This is a genomic window from Aeromicrobium sp. (assembly GCF_014378035.1).
Lineage (GTDB): Bacteria > Actinomycetota > Actinomycetes > Propionibacteriales > Nocardioidaceae > Aeromicrobium.
Genome location: NZ_JACMOM010000296.1, coordinates 1 through 17,119, shown reverse-complemented (window position 1 = coordinate 17,119; position 17,119 = coordinate 1). Strand labels below are relative to the sequence as shown.

The 17,119-nt window shown below is 68.0% G+C and carries 18 protein-coding genes; 5 read left to right on the top strand and 13 right to left on the bottom strand.

Annotation, left to right across the window (positions count from 1 at the left end; translation table 11 throughout):
• From H7290_RS15615 to mshB, 4 genes are all read right to left on the bottom strand, one after another.
• Positions 1-1,123: peptidoglycan binding domain-containing protein (locus H7290_RS15615; protein ID WP_290514943.1), on the bottom strand; the 1,123-nt coding region annotated here is incomplete at its 3' end.
• On the bottom strand, positions 1,120-1,653 hold the full coding sequence (locus H7290_RS15610; RefSeq protein ID WP_290514942.1) for a flavin reductase family protein: 534 nt from the start codon (positions 1,651-1,653) through the stop codon (positions 1,120-1,122). The genes H7290_RS15615 and H7290_RS15610, both read right to left, overlap by 4 nt.
• The gene (locus H7290_RS15605; protein WP_290514941.1) at positions 1,650-1,985 is read right to left on the bottom strand and encodes a hypothetical protein; all 336 of its coding nucleotides are present in this window, start codon (positions 1,983-1,985) and stop codon (positions 1,650-1,652) included. Before H7290_RS15605 ends, H7290_RS15610 begins: the two co-directional genes overlap by 4 nt.
• 3 nt (positions 1,986-1,988) lie before the next feature.
• Positions 1,989-2,894, bottom strand: a complete 906-nt coding sequence (gene mshB / locus H7290_RS15600; protein WP_290514940.1) for an N-acetyl-1-D-myo-inositol-2-amino-2-deoxy-alpha-D-glucopyranoside deacetylase — start codon at positions 2,892-2,894, stop codon at positions 1,989-1,991.
• Between the two features lie 80 nt (positions 2,895-2,974).
• Here mshB and H7290_RS15595 point away from each other — a divergent pair, with 80 nt between their 5' ends.
• A complete protein-coding gene (locus H7290_RS15595) occupies positions 2,975-5,059 on the top strand; it encodes a prolyl oligopeptidase family serine peptidase (protein ID WP_290514939.1) in 2,085 nt (694 codons plus the stop codon).
• A gap of 21 nt (positions 5,060-5,080) precedes the next feature.
• Here H7290_RS15595 and H7290_RS15590 read toward each other — a convergent pair whose 3' ends face one another.
• Positions 5,081-5,350, bottom strand: a complete 270-nt coding sequence (locus tag H7290_RS15590; protein WP_290514938.1) for a hypothetical protein — start codon at positions 5,348-5,350, stop codon at positions 5,081-5,083.
• Between the two features lie 96 nt (positions 5,351-5,446).
• Here H7290_RS15590 and H7290_RS15585 point away from each other — a divergent pair, with 96 nt between their 5' ends.
• Together H7290_RS15585 and H7290_RS15580 are read left to right on the top strand one after the other, a co-directional pair.
• Positions 5,447-6,688, top strand: a complete 1,242-nt coding sequence (locus H7290_RS15585) for an FAD-binding protein (RefSeq protein ID WP_290514937.1) — start codon at positions 5,447-5,449, stop codon at positions 6,686-6,688.
• A 118-nt stretch (positions 6,689-6,806) separates the two neighbouring features.
• A complete protein-coding gene (locus H7290_RS15580) occupies positions 6,807-7,541 on the top strand; it encodes a DUF2071 domain-containing protein (RefSeq protein ID WP_290514936.1) in 735 nt (244 codons plus the stop codon).
• A 167-nt stretch (positions 7,542-7,708) separates the two neighbouring features.
• On the opposite strand, the gene H7290_RS15575 is transcribed toward H7290_RS15580, so the two are convergent.
• Positions 7,709-8,473: a phosphotransferase gene (locus H7290_RS15575; RefSeq protein WP_290514944.1), complete on the bottom strand. Its 765-nt coding sequence runs from the start codon at positions 8,471-8,473 to the stop codon at positions 7,709-7,711.
• A 6-nt stretch (positions 8,474-8,479) separates the two neighbouring features.
• Here H7290_RS15575 and H7290_RS15570 point away from each other — a divergent pair, with 6 nt between their 5' ends.
• The gene (locus tag H7290_RS15570) at positions 8,480-9,670 is read left to right on the top strand and encodes a YibE/F family protein (RefSeq protein WP_290514935.1); all 1,191 of its coding nucleotides are present in this window, start codon (positions 8,480-8,482) and stop codon (positions 9,668-9,670) included.
• A 127-nt stretch (positions 9,671-9,797) separates the two neighbouring features.
• Here the strand turns inward: H7290_RS15570 and H7290_RS15565 are convergent, their stop codons facing one another.
• The 6 genes from H7290_RS15565 to H7290_RS15540 all read right to left on the bottom strand — a co-directional run bounded on the left by H7290_RS15565 (position 9,798) and on the right by H7290_RS15540 (position 15,624).
• Positions 9,798-9,971, bottom strand: coding sequence for a hypothetical protein (locus H7290_RS15565; RefSeq protein WP_290514934.1), 174 nt, complete (start codon positions 9,969-9,971; stop codon positions 9,798-9,800).
• A gap of 60 nt (positions 9,972-10,031) precedes the next feature.
• The gene (locus H7290_RS15560; RefSeq protein ID WP_290514933.1) at positions 10,032-11,027 is read right to left on the bottom strand and encodes an ABC transporter permease; all 996 of its coding nucleotides are present in this window, start codon (positions 11,025-11,027) and stop codon (positions 10,032-10,034) included.
• On the bottom strand, positions 11,024-11,992 hold the full coding sequence (locus H7290_RS15555) for an ABC transporter permease (protein WP_290514932.1): 969 nt from the start codon (positions 11,990-11,992) through the stop codon (positions 11,024-11,026). The genes H7290_RS15560 and H7290_RS15555 overlap by 4 nt, the downstream gene beginning before the upstream one ends.
• Positions 11,985-13,523 carry a sugar ABC transporter ATP-binding protein gene (locus tag H7290_RS15550; protein WP_290514931.1) on the bottom strand — a complete coding sequence of 513 codons (1,539 nt, stop codon included), beginning with the start codon at positions 13,521-13,523 and terminating at the stop codon, positions 11,985-11,987. The genes H7290_RS15555 and H7290_RS15550 overlap by 8 nt, the downstream gene beginning before the upstream one ends.
• 108 nt (positions 13,524-13,631) lie before the next feature.
• Entirely contained in the window at positions 13,632-14,711 is a 1,080-nt protein-coding gene (locus tag H7290_RS15545; protein ID WP_290514930.1) for an ABC transporter substrate-binding protein, read from the bottom strand.
• A 148-nt stretch (positions 14,712-14,859) separates the two neighbouring features.
• Positions 14,860-15,624, bottom strand: coding sequence for a DeoR/GlpR family DNA-binding transcription regulator (locus H7290_RS15540; RefSeq protein ID WP_290514929.1), 765 nt, complete (start codon positions 15,622-15,624; stop codon positions 14,860-14,862).
• Positions 15,625-15,787: 163 nt separating this feature from the next.
• Here H7290_RS15540 and H7290_RS15535 point away from each other — a divergent pair, with 163 nt between their 5' ends.
• The gene (locus H7290_RS15535; RefSeq protein ID WP_290514928.1) at positions 15,788-16,195 is read left to right on the top strand and encodes a hypothetical protein; all 408 of its coding nucleotides are present in this window, start codon (positions 15,788-15,790) and stop codon (positions 16,193-16,195) included.
• Between the two features lie 18 nt (positions 16,196-16,213).
• Here the strand turns inward: H7290_RS15535 and H7290_RS15530 are convergent, their stop codons facing one another.
• A complete protein-coding gene (locus H7290_RS15530; protein WP_290514927.1) occupies positions 16,214-16,840 on the bottom strand; it encodes a class I SAM-dependent methyltransferase in 627 nt (208 codons plus the stop codon).
• Between the last annotated feature and the right edge of the window lie 279 nt (positions 16,841-17,119).

Here is a 17,119-nt window from a genome sequence, read left to right as displayed (position 1 = left end):
TGACGGGCTTGTCGTTCTCGATGCGCACCGTCGCGTCGACGGCCTTCTTGCCGATGCCTGTCGTCGAATCGGTCAGGGGCTTGGCCAGCTTCTTGGCGTCGATGAACGGTTGCAGCTGGTAGTCCTTGACCCGCACCACGAGGGCAGGCGCGTAGGCGCTGACGGGCAACGAGACCTCCTTGTCACCGACCGCGAGGGTGACCGGCCCGCTGACAGCCGGGTCGGCGAAGGACTTCTTCACCGCGGCGACCGCGTCGGAGTCGACGGCCGGCTCGACCACCGCGGTCGGCACCTCCACCGGCTTGTCGCTCACGAGATAGGCATTGCGGATCGCCGACGCAGCATCGTCGCCAGCGACGACCAGCCCGGACCTGGGGTTGCGAATCTCGGGCTTGCCGTCGGGGAACGTGATCTGGGCCTCCACGACTTCGGTGTTGACCGACTCGCCGATCGTGTCGATGGCGCTCCTGAGCGCGGAGTAGTCAACGTCGAGGGCCGGGTCAGTCCTGTGGCGGCCGACAAAGAGTCCCAGAACGTCGGCGGGCTTCCAGCTGCGGGCGCCGCCGGCCTCATCGATGGTGCGGTCGAGGTCGAGCGCCAGCCCGGCATCGTCGGGCTTGATGCGGAACTCCTTCTTGCCGTGCGTGAGCACGATCTCCCGGGAGATGCGGGGTGTCAGCGCCTTGTCGACGGCTGCGCGGGCGTCGGCAGGCGACTTGCCGCTCACCTCGACGCCGGCGATCGTGGCGTTGGCCGGCATGCGGATGCCAGTGAGGAAGTAGCCGCCCACGTACAGCGCAGCAACGACGGCCGCCAGGCCGAGGGCGACTCGCCTGCCCCAGTGCCGGGGGTTGCTCGCCTGGGCGGCATCGTACGGCTCGTCCTCGTCCCGAACGGCATCGTGAGGCTCGTCGTCAGGGAACCCACGCGGCTCGTCGTCGGCCACTGGCTCCGGCGCCTCGACGTCGTCGACCTGCTCGCCATCGTCGACATCAGCCACCTTCTCGTCGCCGTCCTCGCCGTCGCCGAGGTCAAGCTCGTCGCCCTCCTCGACGACTCCCGACTCGTCAACCACGTCGTCTGCCGCAGAGATGTTCAGTTCGTCGTCTGGCTTGTCAGTCATGCATCGCCCCCTAGGACGGTCTTCTCGGAGTCCGGTAGCCGGATCATCGTTCCGTAGTGCGAGCGGTAGTAGAGAAGTGGATCGTCGAGATCGTCGCGCACCGCCGCGCCGGTGACGGCGCCAATGATGATCGTGTGGTCACCACCATCGTACGAAGCCTGCGTCGTGCATTCCAACCACGAAAGCGATTCGTCGAGCAACGCCACGCCCGACGCCCCCCGGTGGAAGGCAATCCCCTCGAGCTGAGACTCCAGCGGTCGCCCCCGATGCGCGAACCACGCCGAGGCTGCGATGCCCTCCTGCGCGAGGATCGACACGCCCCACACACCGGTCGAGAGCACGGCCCCGTGGAAACGGCTGGTCTTGTGGGAGCAGACGAGCACCAGCGCCGGATCGAGTGAGACCGAGGTGAACGCACTCGCCGTCATCGCGTGGTCGATACCGTCCTCGACCGTCGAGACGACAGTCACCCCACTGGCGAATCGGCTGAGAGCGTGGCGAAACTCGCTCTGCTCCACCGTCCCCGTCATGGGACAAGACTATTTGGACGCAGGACACCGAGAACGATTGCCCCCAGGCTTCCGACGATGAAGGAGTAACCGATCCAGTCCGAGGCCACCAGATAGCTGCCTCCGGGCGAGAGCTGCTGGGCGGTCAGGGCGACGCCCCATCCCATGCCGAGCCAGGCACCGCCGACGGGTGCGACTCGAGCCGCCGCGATCACCACGACGTAGGTGACCGCGACGGCCAGGGCGGTGCCCCAGGGGACGAGGACCGCACCGACCTCGATGACGTGCCGGTGCACGATGGAGCTGACGATGCACAGGTAGGCCCCGAGCCCGGCGAGGGCGACGCGTCTCACGGATCAGAGGCCCGCGAAGAGATCTTCCTCGAGCCCCTCCGCGTTGACGGGCCCGCTGACTCCCTTGGCGAGCCGGTAGAACTCCTTGCCCCAGACCTGCGTGCCGAGATTGTTGGAGAGGGCGAAGAACGGCCCGTCGAGAGCGATCTGCGTCGCATGGGCCGCCATCGCTGCCATCTTGGCGTCGACGAAGTCGTCTGCCACGATGACGGCGTCGAGCTCGTCGTCGTCGGCACCCCACGGCATGTTGTCGGGGTCCCACCCCTCGAACGTCGTGGTGTCACCGTCAGCACGGAGCTTGCGGAGCCCGTCGGCCATCTGCGACTTCGACATCGCCGACCAGTAGACCTTGGCAATGTCCCAGGCCGCGCCGAGGTCAGGCCTGTAGGAACGCACGGCGGCCAACGACGTCGCATATGTCGCCACCCGGTGGGCCTGGACGTGGTCGGGGTGTCCGTAGCCGCCGAACTGGTCGTACGTCACGAGCACCTGCGGACGCACCTCGCGGATGATCGCGACCAACAGGTCGGCGGCCCCGAGGAGGTCGGCGTGCCAGAACGCACCTTCGGGCACGTCTGTGCCGGCGGTGGCGCTGCCGTCCTCGGCCCACACCATGCCAGAGTCGTGGAAGTGGCCCGGTCCACCGAGGAAGCGGTGGTCGGTGACGCCCAAGGCCTGCATCGCGTCGGCGAGCTCAGTCTCGCGGTGGGCTCCAAGACCGTTGTCGTGCTCGAACGCGAGGTGCGCGAGGCCGGGAACGAGCACTTCACCCATCTCGCCGCGGTTGGACGTCACCAAGGTGACGCCGACGCCCTGCGCGGCGTACATGGCCATCGTTGCGCCGTTACCGATCGTCTCGTCGTCTGGATGTGCGTGCACGAGCAGGAGCCGACGGTCGGGTGAGTTCATGGGTCAAGGCTACTGATCGTCACCACCACCCGTGCCGCCGTCACACCGGTGGGCGCCGAGGCTCATGGTTGGATCGCCTCATGAGCGTCTCCTACCCCCGACTGGCTGCCCGCACCCTGCGTTTCACCCTCGGCATCCCTCGCAACATCACAGTGTCGCCGGACGGCCGCACGGTGCGGTTCATCCGGACGCCTGACGGGGTGACGCGCACGGGCCAGCTCTGGGAGCACGACGTCGCCACAGCCTCCGAGTCCCTCCTGGTCGACCCCGTGGCGCTGCTGGGCGACGGCGGCGAAGAGCTGTCGGCCGAGGAGCAGTCGCGTCGCGAGCGCAGCCGGGAGTCGGCGGGCGGTCTGGTCGGCTACGACGTCGACGACACCGGCCGGTGGGCGTGCTTCGCCCTGTCCGGTCAGCTCTGGGCCGTCCAGCTCAGCGCACGGGTCGTCCACCCGCTGCCGAGCGTCGGTTCGGTCATCGACCCCCACCTCGACCCCACCGGACGGCTCATCGCCTACGCCTCGGGCGGGGCGCTCAGGATCGTCGGGGTCGACGGAAAAGACGAGCGCGCGCTGGTGTCACCCGAGTCCGACACCGAGGTCTGGGGCCAGGCCGAGTTCATCGCGGCAGAGGAGATGGACCGCTTCCGAGGGTTCTGGTGGGCTCCCGACGGCCGCTCGCTCCTGGTCGAGCGACACGACGACGCACCCGTGCAGACCTGGTACATCGCTGACCCCGAGCATCCCGGCAGTGAGCCCAGCGCGCAGCGCTACCCGGCTGCCGGCACCCCCAACGCCGAGGTCACGCTCTGGCACATCGACCTCGAGGGCAACCGCACCGAGATCGAGTGGGACCGGCGTGCGTTCGAGTACCTCGCGCGCGTCTCGTGGTCGTCGCACGGCGATCCCGTCATCCAGGTCGTGAGCCGCGACCAGAAGACGTCGCAGGTTCTCACCGTCGACACCCTCACCGGACGAACGGGCGTGCTGCGTGACCTGGCCGACCCCGCGTGGGTCGAGCTCTCCTCAGCGCCGCGACTGGCCCCGGGCGGCGCGCTGGTCACCGTCGAGGACGTCAGCGGCTGGCGGCGCGTGGTTGTCGATGGCGCTCCCGTCTCGCCCGACGGCTGGCAGGTTCGTGGCCTCGTCGAGGTGTTCGAGGACTGCGTCGTCGCGACTGCCTCACAAGAGCCGACCGAGATCCAGGTCGTGCGATTCGGGTTCGACGGAGTGGCCACTGCGGTGACGGACGGTGCGGCCGTGCACGGGGCTGTGATCGGCGGCCCCACCACGGTCATCGTCCGCTCGGGCCTCGACGCGGTCGGCACCTCGGTCGTCGTCCACCGCGACGGCGCTGACCCCCTGCCTCTCATGGTGCTCGCCGAGCCTGCGCCGCACGAGCCGGAGGTGACGATCATCAGCGCCGGCGAGCGCGGGCTCCGCACAGCCGTGCTGTTCCCCCGCGGCCACCGGCCCGGGTCACGACGGCTTCCCGTCCTGATGGACCCGTACGGCGGGCCGCACGCGCAGCGCGTGCTCGCGTCCGCCCGCGCCTACCTCGAGGCCCAGTGGCTCGCCGATCAAGGTTTTTGCGTCGTCATCGCCGACGGCCGTGGCACGCCCGGCCGCGGCCATGCCTGGGAGCGAGCGGTGCTCCACGACCTCGCCGGGGTGACGCTCGACGACCAGGCCGACGCGCTCGCCGCCGTCGCCGCCGCCCACCCCGATGACGTCGACACCTCGCGGGTGGGCATCACCGGATGGTCCTACGGTGGCTACCTCTCGGGCCTGGCCGTCCTCAAGCGTCCCGACGTGTTCCACGCCGCCGTGGCGGGAGCGCCCGTGACGGAGTGGCGGCTCTACGACACCTGCTACACCGAGCGCTACCTGGGTGACCCGCGCACGCAGCCGGACGTCTACGACCGCAACTCGCTCATCCCCTTGGCGCCCGGCCTGCGGCGTCCGCTGATGATCATCCACGGGCTCGCGGACGACAATGTCGTGGCAGCCCACACGCTTCGGTTGTCATCCGCGCTCCTCGCGGCCGGCCGGCCGCACACGGTGCTGCCGCTGTCGGGCGTCACCCACATGACGCCGCAGGAGACCGTCGCTGAGAATCTCAAGCTGCTGCAGGTCGACTTCCTGAAGACCGCGCTGGGTGTCGAGTGAGGGTATGTCTGGTGACGGGGCCTAGCGGTCCTTGAGCCGTCGAGGCTCACCCGGCAGGTCGAGCGGCGGCGACCCGAGGTGCACGTCCCCCGGCAGCCAGCCGCCATGGACGTCGACCATCTCGACGACCCGTTCGTCGAAGGGCACGGCCGTCAGCACCCAGGCACGGTCGTCGGAATCGTCTTCACCGGCGAAGCCCTCGCGGGTCAGCGACGTGTCGTAGCCCTCAGCCGTCAATGCCGCCATCAGCTCGGCCGCATCGCGCTCGGAGTCGAAGTAGATCGTCGTCACCCGTCAGAACCTACCCGCAGGGTTTCGAACTGGTCAGCGATGGTGGAAGCCGGCCCCATCTCGGCCGTTTCAGGCTGAGGTGGCGATACTGGACAGGTGACCGGAACGAACTGGGCAGGCAACCTGACGTACAGCGCGACGAAGCTCCTCGAGCCGACGTCGGTCGAAGAGCTTCAGTCGGTGGTCGCTGCCGCACCCCACCTTCGAGCGCTCGGCAGCCGCCACTCCTTCAACAGCATCGCCGACACCAACGGCGTGCAGGTGTCGGTCGCGGCGCTACCGCCTGAGTTCTCGGTCAACGCGGATCGCACGGGGGTCACGGTCTCGGCCGGGCTCCGGTACGGCGAGCTCATCGGGCACCTCGACCGTGCCGGCCTGGCGCTGCACAACCTCGCGTCGCTGCCCCACATCTCGGTCGGCGGAGCCATCGCGACCGGAACGCACGGGTCCGGGGATCGCAACGGCAGCCTCGCGAGCGCGGTGTCCGCCCTCCAGATCATGCGGCCCGACGGTGAGGTGCACGACTACTGCCGCGGCGACGACGACTTCGACGGGATGGTCGTCTCGCTCGGCAGCCTCGGCATTGTCACGTATGTGTCGCTCGACGTCGTGCCGACCTTCGAGGTGAGGCAGGACCTGTTCGAGAACCTTCCCTGGAAGTCGGTGACAGATCATCTCGACGAGATCACCGCCAGCGCCTACAGCGTCAGCCTGTTCACCAACTGGGGCGAACAGGTCGATCAGGTGTGGCTCAAGTCGCGGTCCGACGACGCCCCACCGCCCGCCGAGCTGTTCGGCGCCACACCAGCGACGCGGCAGCTGCACCCGCTGCCCGAGGAGTCAGCCGTCAGCACGACGGTGCAGCTGGGTGTGCCCGGACCGTGGTGGGACCGGCTCCCCCACTTCCAGCTGGCCTTCACCCCCAGCAAGGGCGCCGAGCTGCAGACCGAGTACCTCGTGCCCCGCGACCGTGCTCTCGAGGCCATCGACGCCGTACGCGCGATCGCGCACCTCCTACGTCCCCACCTCTTCATCTCCGAGATCCGGACGGTCGCCGGTGATGGGCTGTGGCTCAGTCCGGCCCACTCGACGAACTGCGTGGCGCTGCACTTCACCTGGCAGCCACACATGTCGGAAGTGCAGGCACTCCTGCCGCGCCTCGACGACGCCCTTGCGCCGTTCGCCGCCCGGCCGCACTGGGGCAAGCTGTTCGAGACAGACTCCGCGCGCCTCGCCGAGGCCTATCCCCGGCTGACCGACTTCCGCACGCTGGCCGACCGGTTCGATCCTGAGCATCGACTCGCGAACGACCTCACGTCGCAGTGGCTGGGCCGTTGATCTTGCGGGTCAGGATCGATTGCCACACTGCCGCGGACGGGAACAGCGTCAGGCCTGTGTGATCAAGTCGGGAGCTCCCCGACGAGCGCCGCCGTGCCAACGGATGGACACTGCAGGGGTGACGACATTCGACCCGGTGGCCCCCCCGCTGAGTGGCCCGCACATCATGGCGCAGGACTGGCGTCGCCTGACCTTCGTGCACTGGGCCGTCGAGCCGGATCTTGTCGCCCCTCTCCTCCCACCGCGTACCCGTCCCGACATCCTCGACGGTGCGACCTACGTCGGACTCATCCCCTTTCAGATGCAACGAGCGGGATTCGGCCGCGGACCAGCGGTCCCGTTCTTCGGCGACTTCGCCGAGACCAACGTGCGGCTCTACTCCGTCGACGCGCAGGGGCGTCACGGCGTCGTGTTCCGCTCGTTGGAGGCATCCCGCCTGCTCGTGGCGCTTGGCGCCCGGCTGGCCTTCGCCACGCCCTACACCTGGGCCCGCATGCGGGTCACGGTCGACGGGGACACGATCGACTACACGACCAGCAGGCGTTGGCCCGGCCCTCGGGCAGCGGGTGGGCGCATCACGGTGCGGCTCGGCGAGGCCATCGCCCAACCGTCGCCGGTCGAGGAGTTCGTCACCGCACGGTTCGGTCTGCACACGCACTGGCTGGGGCAGACCCTCTGGATTCCCAACCAGCACGGCCCCTGGCCGCTGCGCAGGGCTGAGCTGGAGCACTTCGACGACAACCTCGTCTCAGCCGCAGGCCTGCCCGGGGTCGTCGACCGCGTGCCCGACTCCGTGGTGCACTCCGACGGCGTCCGCACAGAATTCGGCCTGCCTTCGCGCGTCCGCGCCTGACCACGCCGTCCGTTCGATGTGCCGGGTGCCGACACGATCCACCTCGTCGCGCTCTCACCCCGCCGAAGGGCTGGCGCCACTGGCTGCGTGAGGCCGCTTCATCGTCTGGTGACTCTGTCGTACGCCCGTCGTCGGCGAACGCCAGACGGACTCACAGGGCTGCATCCTCACAGGGCTGCGTCGATCTCGGGGAGGCGCAGCCGGAAGGCCGCCACCCGGTCGCGCGTACGCTGCGGCTCGCCGACCTTCGCGAGGTTGAGGAAACCCTGATCGCCCCGGGCCTGTCCGGCCTCGATGCGATCGCTCGCGGTGGTCATCCGCGCGATGACGGCCTCGAGCACCGTCATCGGGCCCCACTCGCCGTAGGCCTCGACCAGGAGGTCGAGTCGGCGCGCGACCTCAGACGTAGGTGTCGCCCGATACAGCGGTATCGCGGTCCATGCGAGGAACGCCAGGTCGTCGATCGGACGGCCGGGACCAGCCATGTCCCAGTCGATCATCGCGACGAAGTGACCACTCTGGATGATCCAGTTGTAGGCCCCGGGGTCGTGGTGACAGATGATCTGGTCGGCGCCGAGCTCGACCGCACCCGGTCCACGCCACGTCCGGACGCCCTCTGGCCGGAATCCGTCGACGAGGTCGTGGAAGTCACGCAGCCACGTGACTGCCTCGACCAGGACGGTGTCGAGCACGATCTCCCGGTCGATCGGCACGCCACGGCCCTCGACGTGCTCGAGCACCTCACGCCCTTCGTCGTCGAATCCGTGCAGGGCCGGGATGCCGCGCAGCCCGTTGTCGTGGAGGTAGGTCAGCAGCTCGTGCACTGCCGGCGTCCATGGTCCGGTGGGGCGTCGCACCGTCTGGGCGATGCGCGTGACGCCACCGACGGCACCGGGGAGGTGTTCTGGCCCTGTCTCTTCTCGTGGCACCATTTCAGCGTGCCACATTCACATTCTCACTCCCATTCCACCGCCGACTACGGACCACCGCGTCGTGTACTGACTGCGGTGCTGACGGTCGTGGTCCTGGCCATCGCAGCGGGAGCCATCGCCTCGATGGTCGCGCTCTGGCCGGACGCCGACAAGGTGCCGCGCAACACCAACCCGTACGGGGCAAAGGGGGTCAGCACGGTCGACGCGACGGTGACGAACGTCGACCCGTTCAACTGCAACAGCAGCGGCGAAGGCCCGGACGGCAAGCTCCAGGTCACAGGCGACTGCGCCCACATCACAGCAACGGTCAAAGGCGGAACGGCAAAGTTCGACCTCGACGCCGCGAGATACAAGACCGGCATCTCCAACGGCGATCAGATCTCCGTCATTCGCATCTCACGGGCCGGCCAGCCGGTCTCGTTCGAGTTCCTGGACTTCCGTCGAGGCCTGCCGCTCACCGCGCTCGCCGCCATCTTCGCCGTGTTGGTCATCATCGTCGCGCGATGGCGCGGGCTGTTCGCGATGGTTGGCATCGGTGTGACGCTGCTGGCGCTGACCAAGTTCATGCTGCCGGCCTTCCTGGCCGGGGAGTCTCCGCTGCCGGTCGCGATCGTCGGGTCGACGGCGATCATGATCGTGGTGCTCTACCTCGCCCACGGCATCTCGATCCGCACGACGTCCGCGCTCTTCGGCACTCTTGTCGGGATCGGCATGACCGCAGCGGTGGGGGTCGGGGCCACCGGCTGGTCGAACCTGTCCGGCGTCGGGTCAGAAGACGACACGACCCTCCTCGCCACCGTGCCCGGCATCCACCTCGCCGGCATCGTGGCCGCCACGATGGTCATCGCCGGGCTTGGTGTCCTGAACGACGTGACGGTGACCCAGGCCAGCGCGGTGTGGGAGATGCGGGCCCTCAAGCCGGCAGCACGAGGGGCAGAGCTGTTCGCGTCGGCCATGCGCATCGGCCGCGACCACATCGCCTCGAGCGTCTACACCCTTGTGTTCGCCTACGCGGGCACCGCGATGACGGTGCTGCTGCTCGCGAACGCCTACCAGCGCGGCCTCGCCGAGCTGGCCACGACCGAACAGATCGCTCAGGAGATCGTCCGCACGCTTGTCGGCTCGATCGGGCTCGTGCTCGCCGTGCCGATCACGACACTCTTCGCGGTGTGGCTGGCCCCGAGACCCACTGAGTAACCCCTCACCTTCGGCCCACCTCCCCGCCGACCTCCCCGCCGAGTGTGACGTTTCTGCTGCAAAGTCCACGTTTTGACAACAGAATCGTCACACTCGGCGGGGCAATGGGTAGTGCGGTGAGCGGATGTCAGTCGTTGCTCGCGCGCTTCGCCTGCGGAGCCAAGCCGCCCGGCCCCCCGCCGGTGTCGGACATGTCCTCGGCCTCGGCGGGCACAGGCCCGGGGTTGGCGACCTGCCCGTCCTGGTCGTCGTCACGGTCGGGGTCGGCGTCGTCGTTGCGAGCCTTGATGGGATCAGTCATGCCTCTGAGTACCCCTCACGGAGGCTCTACAACCTCTCGTCTTCCCTCGACGTCGTCCTGCTACAAACGTTGCGTGCGCGACAGGATCGTCTGGATCACGACCACGACCAGAAGGAACCCACCACTGACGACGGACTGTACCGACGACGTGAGGTTGCCGACCTGGTTGATGATGTTCTGGATCACGCCGAGCAGGTAGACGCCCGCCAGCGTCCCTGTGACGTTGCCGCGCCCGCCCAGCAGCAGGGTGCCGCCGATCACGACCGCCGAGATGGCCTCGAGCTCGAGCCCCACCCCCACCGTTGTCACACCCGTCGACGAGCGTGCGGCGTTGAGGGAGCCGGCCAGTGCCGCCAACACGCCGGAGGCGATGTAGACCGACATCTTGACCCGCGCGACGTGAAGCCCCATGAGGGTCGCGACGTCCTCGCTGCCACCCGTCGCGAGCACGGCCTGGCCGCCGCGGGTGCGCTGCAACACCAGCCAGCCGACGACGAACAGGACCAACATGATGATGACCGGCCAGGTGATCCTGCCGAGTCCGTCGCTGCCGATCCTGGCGAACAGGTCGGACTCGACCTTGGGTGTCTTGTTGCCCTCGTCGGTGATCGCGAACACGAGTCCTCTAGCGCCGAGCAGGCCCGCAAGGGTGACGATGAACGGGGCCATGCGTCCGTAGGCGATGAGCGCGCCCTGCGTCGCCCCGACGAGCGCGCCACCGGCAATGGGCAGCGCGAAGGCGACGACCGGCCCGTAGGCAGAGCCGTACGCCGCCAGCACGCCACCGAGGGCGAACACCGACCCGACCGAGAGGTCGATGCCGCCCGTGAGAATCACGAAGGTCATGCCCAGCGCCACGATCGCCAGGAACGAGCCCTGCACCAGCACGTTGGTGAGGTTGTCGGCCGTGGCGAAGGTGTCCAGCGCGAGACCGCCAACGACGATCAGCGCGGCGAGGACGACGATCGCGCCGTGCTGCTGGAAGCCCTCCGCAAGCCGTTCGCGGCGAGTGAGACGGTCCACGTTCGTGGTCGGGACGGTTGTCACGGTGGTCATCCGCCCACCCCCTTCGGTCGTTGCAGATAGACCGCGGCGACGATGATGGCCGCCTGGACGATCTGGGAGTAGGAGTCGGGGACATCGTGCTTGATCAGGGTCGCGTCGATGAGCTGCAGCAGCAGCGCACCCGCGACGGTGCCAAGCACCCGCACCTGCCCGCCGTTGAGTGGCGTTCCGCCCACGACCACGGCCGTGATCGCCGACAGCTCGATGAGGTTGCCGAGCGTCGACGGGACGCTTGCTCCTGCCCGCGCGACCCCGATGATGCCGGCGATCGCGGCGAGCACGGCACACAGGACGTAGACGATGACCAGAACGCGCGCGACCGGCAGCCCCGACAGCTCGGCCGCACGGCGGTTGCCGCCGATCGCCACGAGCTGGCGTCCGAAGGTCGTGCTCGACACAAGCAGGCCGACCATGAGCGCCAGCACCACGGCGAGCAGGACGATGTAGGGGATGCCGAGGATGCGGTCGGTGCCGAACGAGCGCAGCGTCGGGTTGCTGACCGACTTGAGCTGTTCGTCAGACACCACGAGCGCGATGCCACGCCCGGCCACCATGAGGGCCAAGGTCGCGACGATGGGCTGCACACCGATGTACGCGATGATGCTGCCGTTGACGAGCCCCACGAGCACGCCGGCGATGACCGACACGAGGATGGCGGGCCCGAAGCCGTAGCCGATGTAGAGCGGGATGAAGGCGGCCGCCAGCGCCATGACCGCGCCCACCGAGAGATCGATGCCCTGCGTGCCGATCACCAGCGCCATGCCGAGGGCCACGATGAGCACCGGCACGACCTGGATGGCCTGGATACGGAAGTTGTCGACCGCAAAGAAGTTGTCGGTGAAGAACAGGTTGAACACCAGGACCACGACGAGCGCGGCGTAGACGCCGTAGTCCCGCAGCAGCGCCGAGACGGAACGGTGCTGCCTCGTCGCAGCGGACTTAGTCGTCTCAGCCATGGTCGACCATCACGTCGTCGCTGACAGGTGCCGCGGCGAGGGCAGCCATGAGCGCGGTCTCGTTGACGCTGTCGCCCGTCAGCTCGGCGACGACCGCGCCGTCCTTCAGCACGAGCATCCGATCTGCCCCCTCGAGCACCTCCTGGATCTCTGAGGACACCAGGATGATCGCGAGCCCATCTGCCGCGAGCTCGTCGATCAACGTCTGCACCTCGGCCTTCGCCCCGACGTCGATGCCGCGGGTGGGCTCGTCCAGGAGCAGCACAGTGGGGCTCATGGCAAGCCAGCGCGCGATCATGACCTTCTGCTGGTTGCCGCCGGAGAGCTCGGCCACTGGCTGGTCGGGGCTCGACGCCTTGATGTGGAGTCGCGACATCATCGTCTCGACCACGGAGTTCTGCCGGCGTCGCGACGTGAAGCCGAAGCGACTGAGCCGCGGCAGGGCGGCGAGCACGATGTTCTCGCGCACCGAGAGGTGCGGGATGATGCCCTCAGCCTTGCGATCCTCGGGCAGGAGCACGATGCCGGAGCGGATCGCGGCGGGCACCGAGCCGCTGTGCACGGTGTGTCCGCTGACCGCCACTGAGCCGCCGTCGACGTTGCTCGCGCCAGCGATCGCCTTGAGGGTCTCGGTGCGGCCGGCGCCCAACAGCCCACCGAGCCCGAGCACCTCGCCTGGACGTACGTCGAGGTCGATGCCGTCGATCTCGTGCTTGCGGGACAGCCCGCTCACCCGCAGCACCGGCTCGGACGCGCGGGTGTGGCCGTCCCGGAACTCGGTCACACCACCGGCCCGCAGCTCGCTCGTCGAACGACCCAGCATCAGCGAGATGAGCTCGAGCCGCGGCGTGTCCGCGAGGGTCCCTGTATGGACCAGCTTGCCGTCACGCAGGACCGTGACCCGCTCGCACACCTCGTACAGCTCATCGAGGCGGTGGCTGACGTAGACGATCGCGATGCCGTCGGCACGCAGCCTACGGATGACCTCGAAGAGGGTCTCCACCTCCCGAGGCTCCAGCGACGAGGTCGGCTCGTCCATGATGACCACACGGGCATCGACGCTCACCGCGCGGGCCAGCGCCACCATCTGCTGGGCGCCGAGCCCCATCGTGCGGAGCGGTCGGCGGACGTCGACGTCGATGCCGTACTCGACCAGCAGCGCCTGCGCCTGCTCCCGCATCGCGCGGAAATCGATCAGGCCGAACCGGTTGAGCGGCTCGCGGCCCAGGTAGATGTTCTGCGCCGCCGACATGAGCGGGACGAGGTTGACCTCCTGGTAGATCGTGCTGACACCGGCATCCTGGGCGTCGGACGGTTGCCCGAAGCGGACGGGCATCCCCGCGAGGAGCAGCTCGCCGGCGTCTGGCTGGTAGACGCCCGTGAGCACCTTGATCAGCGTCGACTTGCCCGCACCGTTCTCGCCCACCAGTGCGTGGCTCTCGCCGGTGCGGAGGTCGAAGTCGACAGCAGCCAGCGCGCTGACACCGGCGAAGTGCTTGCCGATGTTGCGTGCCTCGAGAACGTTGGGCACTACCTGCTCCACTGGCGTCCTTTCGTGGTGTGCGGATCAAGGAGGGTGGCTCGCCGGCGGGACATGACGCCCGCCCACGAGCCACCGTTCAACGCTGCAACGGGTTCCTCAGAACGAGGAATCGAGCAGCTTCTTGGCGTTGCTCGGGTCGTACTCCCGGTCGGAGATCACGATGTCGTCGCTGACGGGCTTGCCCGACAGGAACTCCTCGAGGGTCTGGAAGGCCAGCGGGCCAAACCGTGGGTTGGACTCGACGACCCCGTTGTAGGTGCCGTTCACGACCTCGGTGACGGCGTTCTTGGTGCCGTCGATCGAGTAGATCTGGACATCCTTGCCGGGCTCCTTGCCGGCTCCCTGGATCGCGGCGAGTGCTCCGAGGCCCATCTCGTCGTTCTCCGCGTAGATCGCGGTGATGTCGGAGTTGGACTGCAGAAGCTGCTCGGTAACCTGCTGGCCCTTGTCGCGGGCGAACTCGCCGGTCTGCTGGGCGACGATCTCAATCCCGGGGGCCTCGGCCTTGATCTGGTCGACGAAGCCCTTGGTGCGCTCGGTCGTGACGTTGTTGCCGGACGCACCGAGGAGGATGGCGACCTTGCCCTTGCCATTGGTGCCCTTGATCAGCTGATCAGCGGCGCGCTTGCCCTGCTCGGTGAAGTTCGAGCCGAGGAACGACACATAGTCCTTGCACGCCTCGGCGTTGAGCTTGCGGTCGACCGTCAGCACCGGAACGCCCTTCTCACGGGCCGCCTTGAGGGCGGGCTCGAGGCCGTCTGAGTTGAGCGGCGCGACGATGAGAACGTCAGCACCCTTGGCGAGCATGTCCTGGATGTCCGAGATCTGCTTGGACAGCTGGGTCTGCGCGTTGGTGTGGAGGAACTCCTTGACGCCGGCCTCCTTGGCCGCCGCGGTGATCGACTCGGTCTCGGCGATTCGGAAGGGGTTGTCCTCCTTCTCGGACTGTGAGAAGCCGACCACGGCGTTCTTGAGGTCGATCTTCTTCGCACCGTAGGCATCGATCGTGCAGGTGGGACCCTTGGTGTCGGCCGGCTTCACGACCTGCTTGCCGGCCTCCGAGCTCGCCGGCTTGCTGCCGTCCGACTCGGACTTTGCGCAGCTGCTGAGGGCGAGGGTGGCGATGGCGACGACGGCCAGCACCCCGAGCCTGTGGTGACGAGAGAACGCAGACATGTCACGGCCAACTTCCTGGGTATGACGCCGGGCTGACCGGCGAACTTTCGACACTGTGTCGTGGGTCACGTCGTAATCAATCACAAATGATCAAAAGTTGTCAATGGCACGCGCGCCGGCGAACACTCCGGATCAGGAGCGGATCAGATCAGGTGGCGATGTGGACGTCGACACCGAGCGTCCGCATCCGCTTCAGCTCATCGGCGGGCGCCTGCGCATCGGTGACAAGCACATCGACGTCGTTCGCCGGCACCGTCTGCACGACCGAGTCACGCTCGAACTTCGTGTAGTCCGCCAGCACGACGACCTCACGCCCCGCCGCGGCCATGGCGCGGTCGATCCCGGCCACCATCTGGTTGGGGGTCGACAACCCGTTGCTCGAGGACAAACCGTTGCCGGAGAGGAAGGTGCGATCGGCACGCAACCCGCCCAGGGCCGCCTCAGCCGCGGTGCCCACCATGGCGAAGATCGACCCCCTGAGCATGCCGCCGGTGAGCATGACCTCAATGCGTGGCGAGTCAGCAAATGCCTGTGCAACCAGCAAAGAATTGGTCATGATCGTGAGCTCAGGACGATCTCGCAGCTCTTCGGCCAACGCCATCGTCGTGGTGCCGGCGCCGATCACGATGGCGTCACCGTCTCGGACGAAGGTGGCTGCGCGGCGCGCGATCGCCGACTTCTCGGCACTGGCGGTGTGCCGCTTCTCGGCATAGGTAGGCTCGCGTGGTTGCTCAGCCACCGACATCGCCCCGCCGTGCTGCCGGCGGATCAGGCCGTCGTCCTCGAGAGTTCGCAGGTCGCGGCGCACGGTGACCTCGGACGCGCCAACCCGGAGGGCGAGGTCGCGTATTGAGATGGCGCCGCTCGACCTGACCAGATCGGCGATGATCTTGCGTCGCTCCGCAGCAAACATGGAGGTAACGTAGCAAACATAGTGATCAGAAACGATCACATAAGAAAATGGTCGACGGCGCGACGGACCTTTGCGCCGCCGCCGCTCAACCGGTTCTGACGGTGCTGTCGACGACGGTCGCCATTGCCGTGCGAGCATTCCCGAGGTCGGCCACACTGCACAGATGACCCCCGAGCAGGCCATTCTCGCGGCCACTGCGCTGCACGCCGGGTTCCAGCTCGTCGTGACGATCGTGGTCTACCCGGCCCTCGCGGACGTCCCAGCCGATCGTTGGGCAACCGCGCATGATGCGCACTCACGGCGCATCCTCTACGTCGTCGTGCTCGTGTACGCGGCGGTCGCTGGCGCGTGCCTGTGGGTGCTCAGCTCGGGCCCTCGCTCCCCCGCGACCCTCGTCGCGGTGGCCGGCTCGGCTGTCGCTGCGGCCACGACCGCTCTCGTCGCGGCTCCCCTGCACGGCAGACTTGGTCGAGAGGGGCGGTCGGCGTCGCTCGTCAAGCGTCTCCTGCTGGCCGACAGAGTGCGCCTGGCGGCCACGATCGTGGCGGGGGTGGCCGCACTACTGGCCTGATCCCACCCCGTCCCGGGCTTAGCGGATTCGGGCGGCGCTTCCGACGTACTCATACGTCCACGGCCGAGCGATCCTGGGTCCGGGCAGGTAGCGCTGCTCGAGCGCGACGATCTCAAATCCGGCCGCACTGATCAGAGCCGGCATGTCGCGCGACAGGTGGCAGCCCCCCGCGGTGCGCCTCTGCAACGGTTCGAGACGTCGCTGCCAACGCACGACGCCGGGCTCAGGGGCAAGCCCGTGCTCGAGGAACTCAAGGGTGCCACCGGGTCGCAGCACCCGATGGATCTCGCGCAACGCCAGCTCGACATCGACAATCGTGCACAGCGTGAAGGTCGAGAGCACGGAGTCGAACGAGGCGTCAGGCTCATCGAGCGACTGCCCATCGAGACCCGAACGGGTGATCGGAATCGGAGACGCGGCGCGGCGGTCGGCCGAGAGGCGCCACGCCACGTCAGATGGTTCGACCGCTGCCACCGAGACGACGGCCGCAGGATACTTCTCGATGTTGAGGCCTGAGCCGAAGCCGATCTCCAGGACTCGCCCGCCCAACCGTGCGCACGCGCGCTGCCGCTCCTTCATCACGTCCCCGGTGGACAACGACCGGTCGATGAGATGCGGAAGTACTCGATCAGTCCACAGGGCCATGACTGGATGGTAGAGACCGTAGGCGGTTGCTCGTCGCCAGACCCCTGGCATCACGGCGCAGAGGTGAGCCGCCGAATTCGCGAATGACCGGCCACCCGAAAGGCTGAAGGCGGGTCGCTCACGGTTTGACGAGGATCTTGACGTTCTCCTCCTTGTTGTTGATCAGCTCGTCGAAGCCGTTCTTGACGATGTCGTCGAGCTCGATCCGCCCGGTGATGAACTGGTGGGGGTCGACCTTGCCGCTCGCGACCATCTCGATGGTGGCGGGATGGTCGCCTG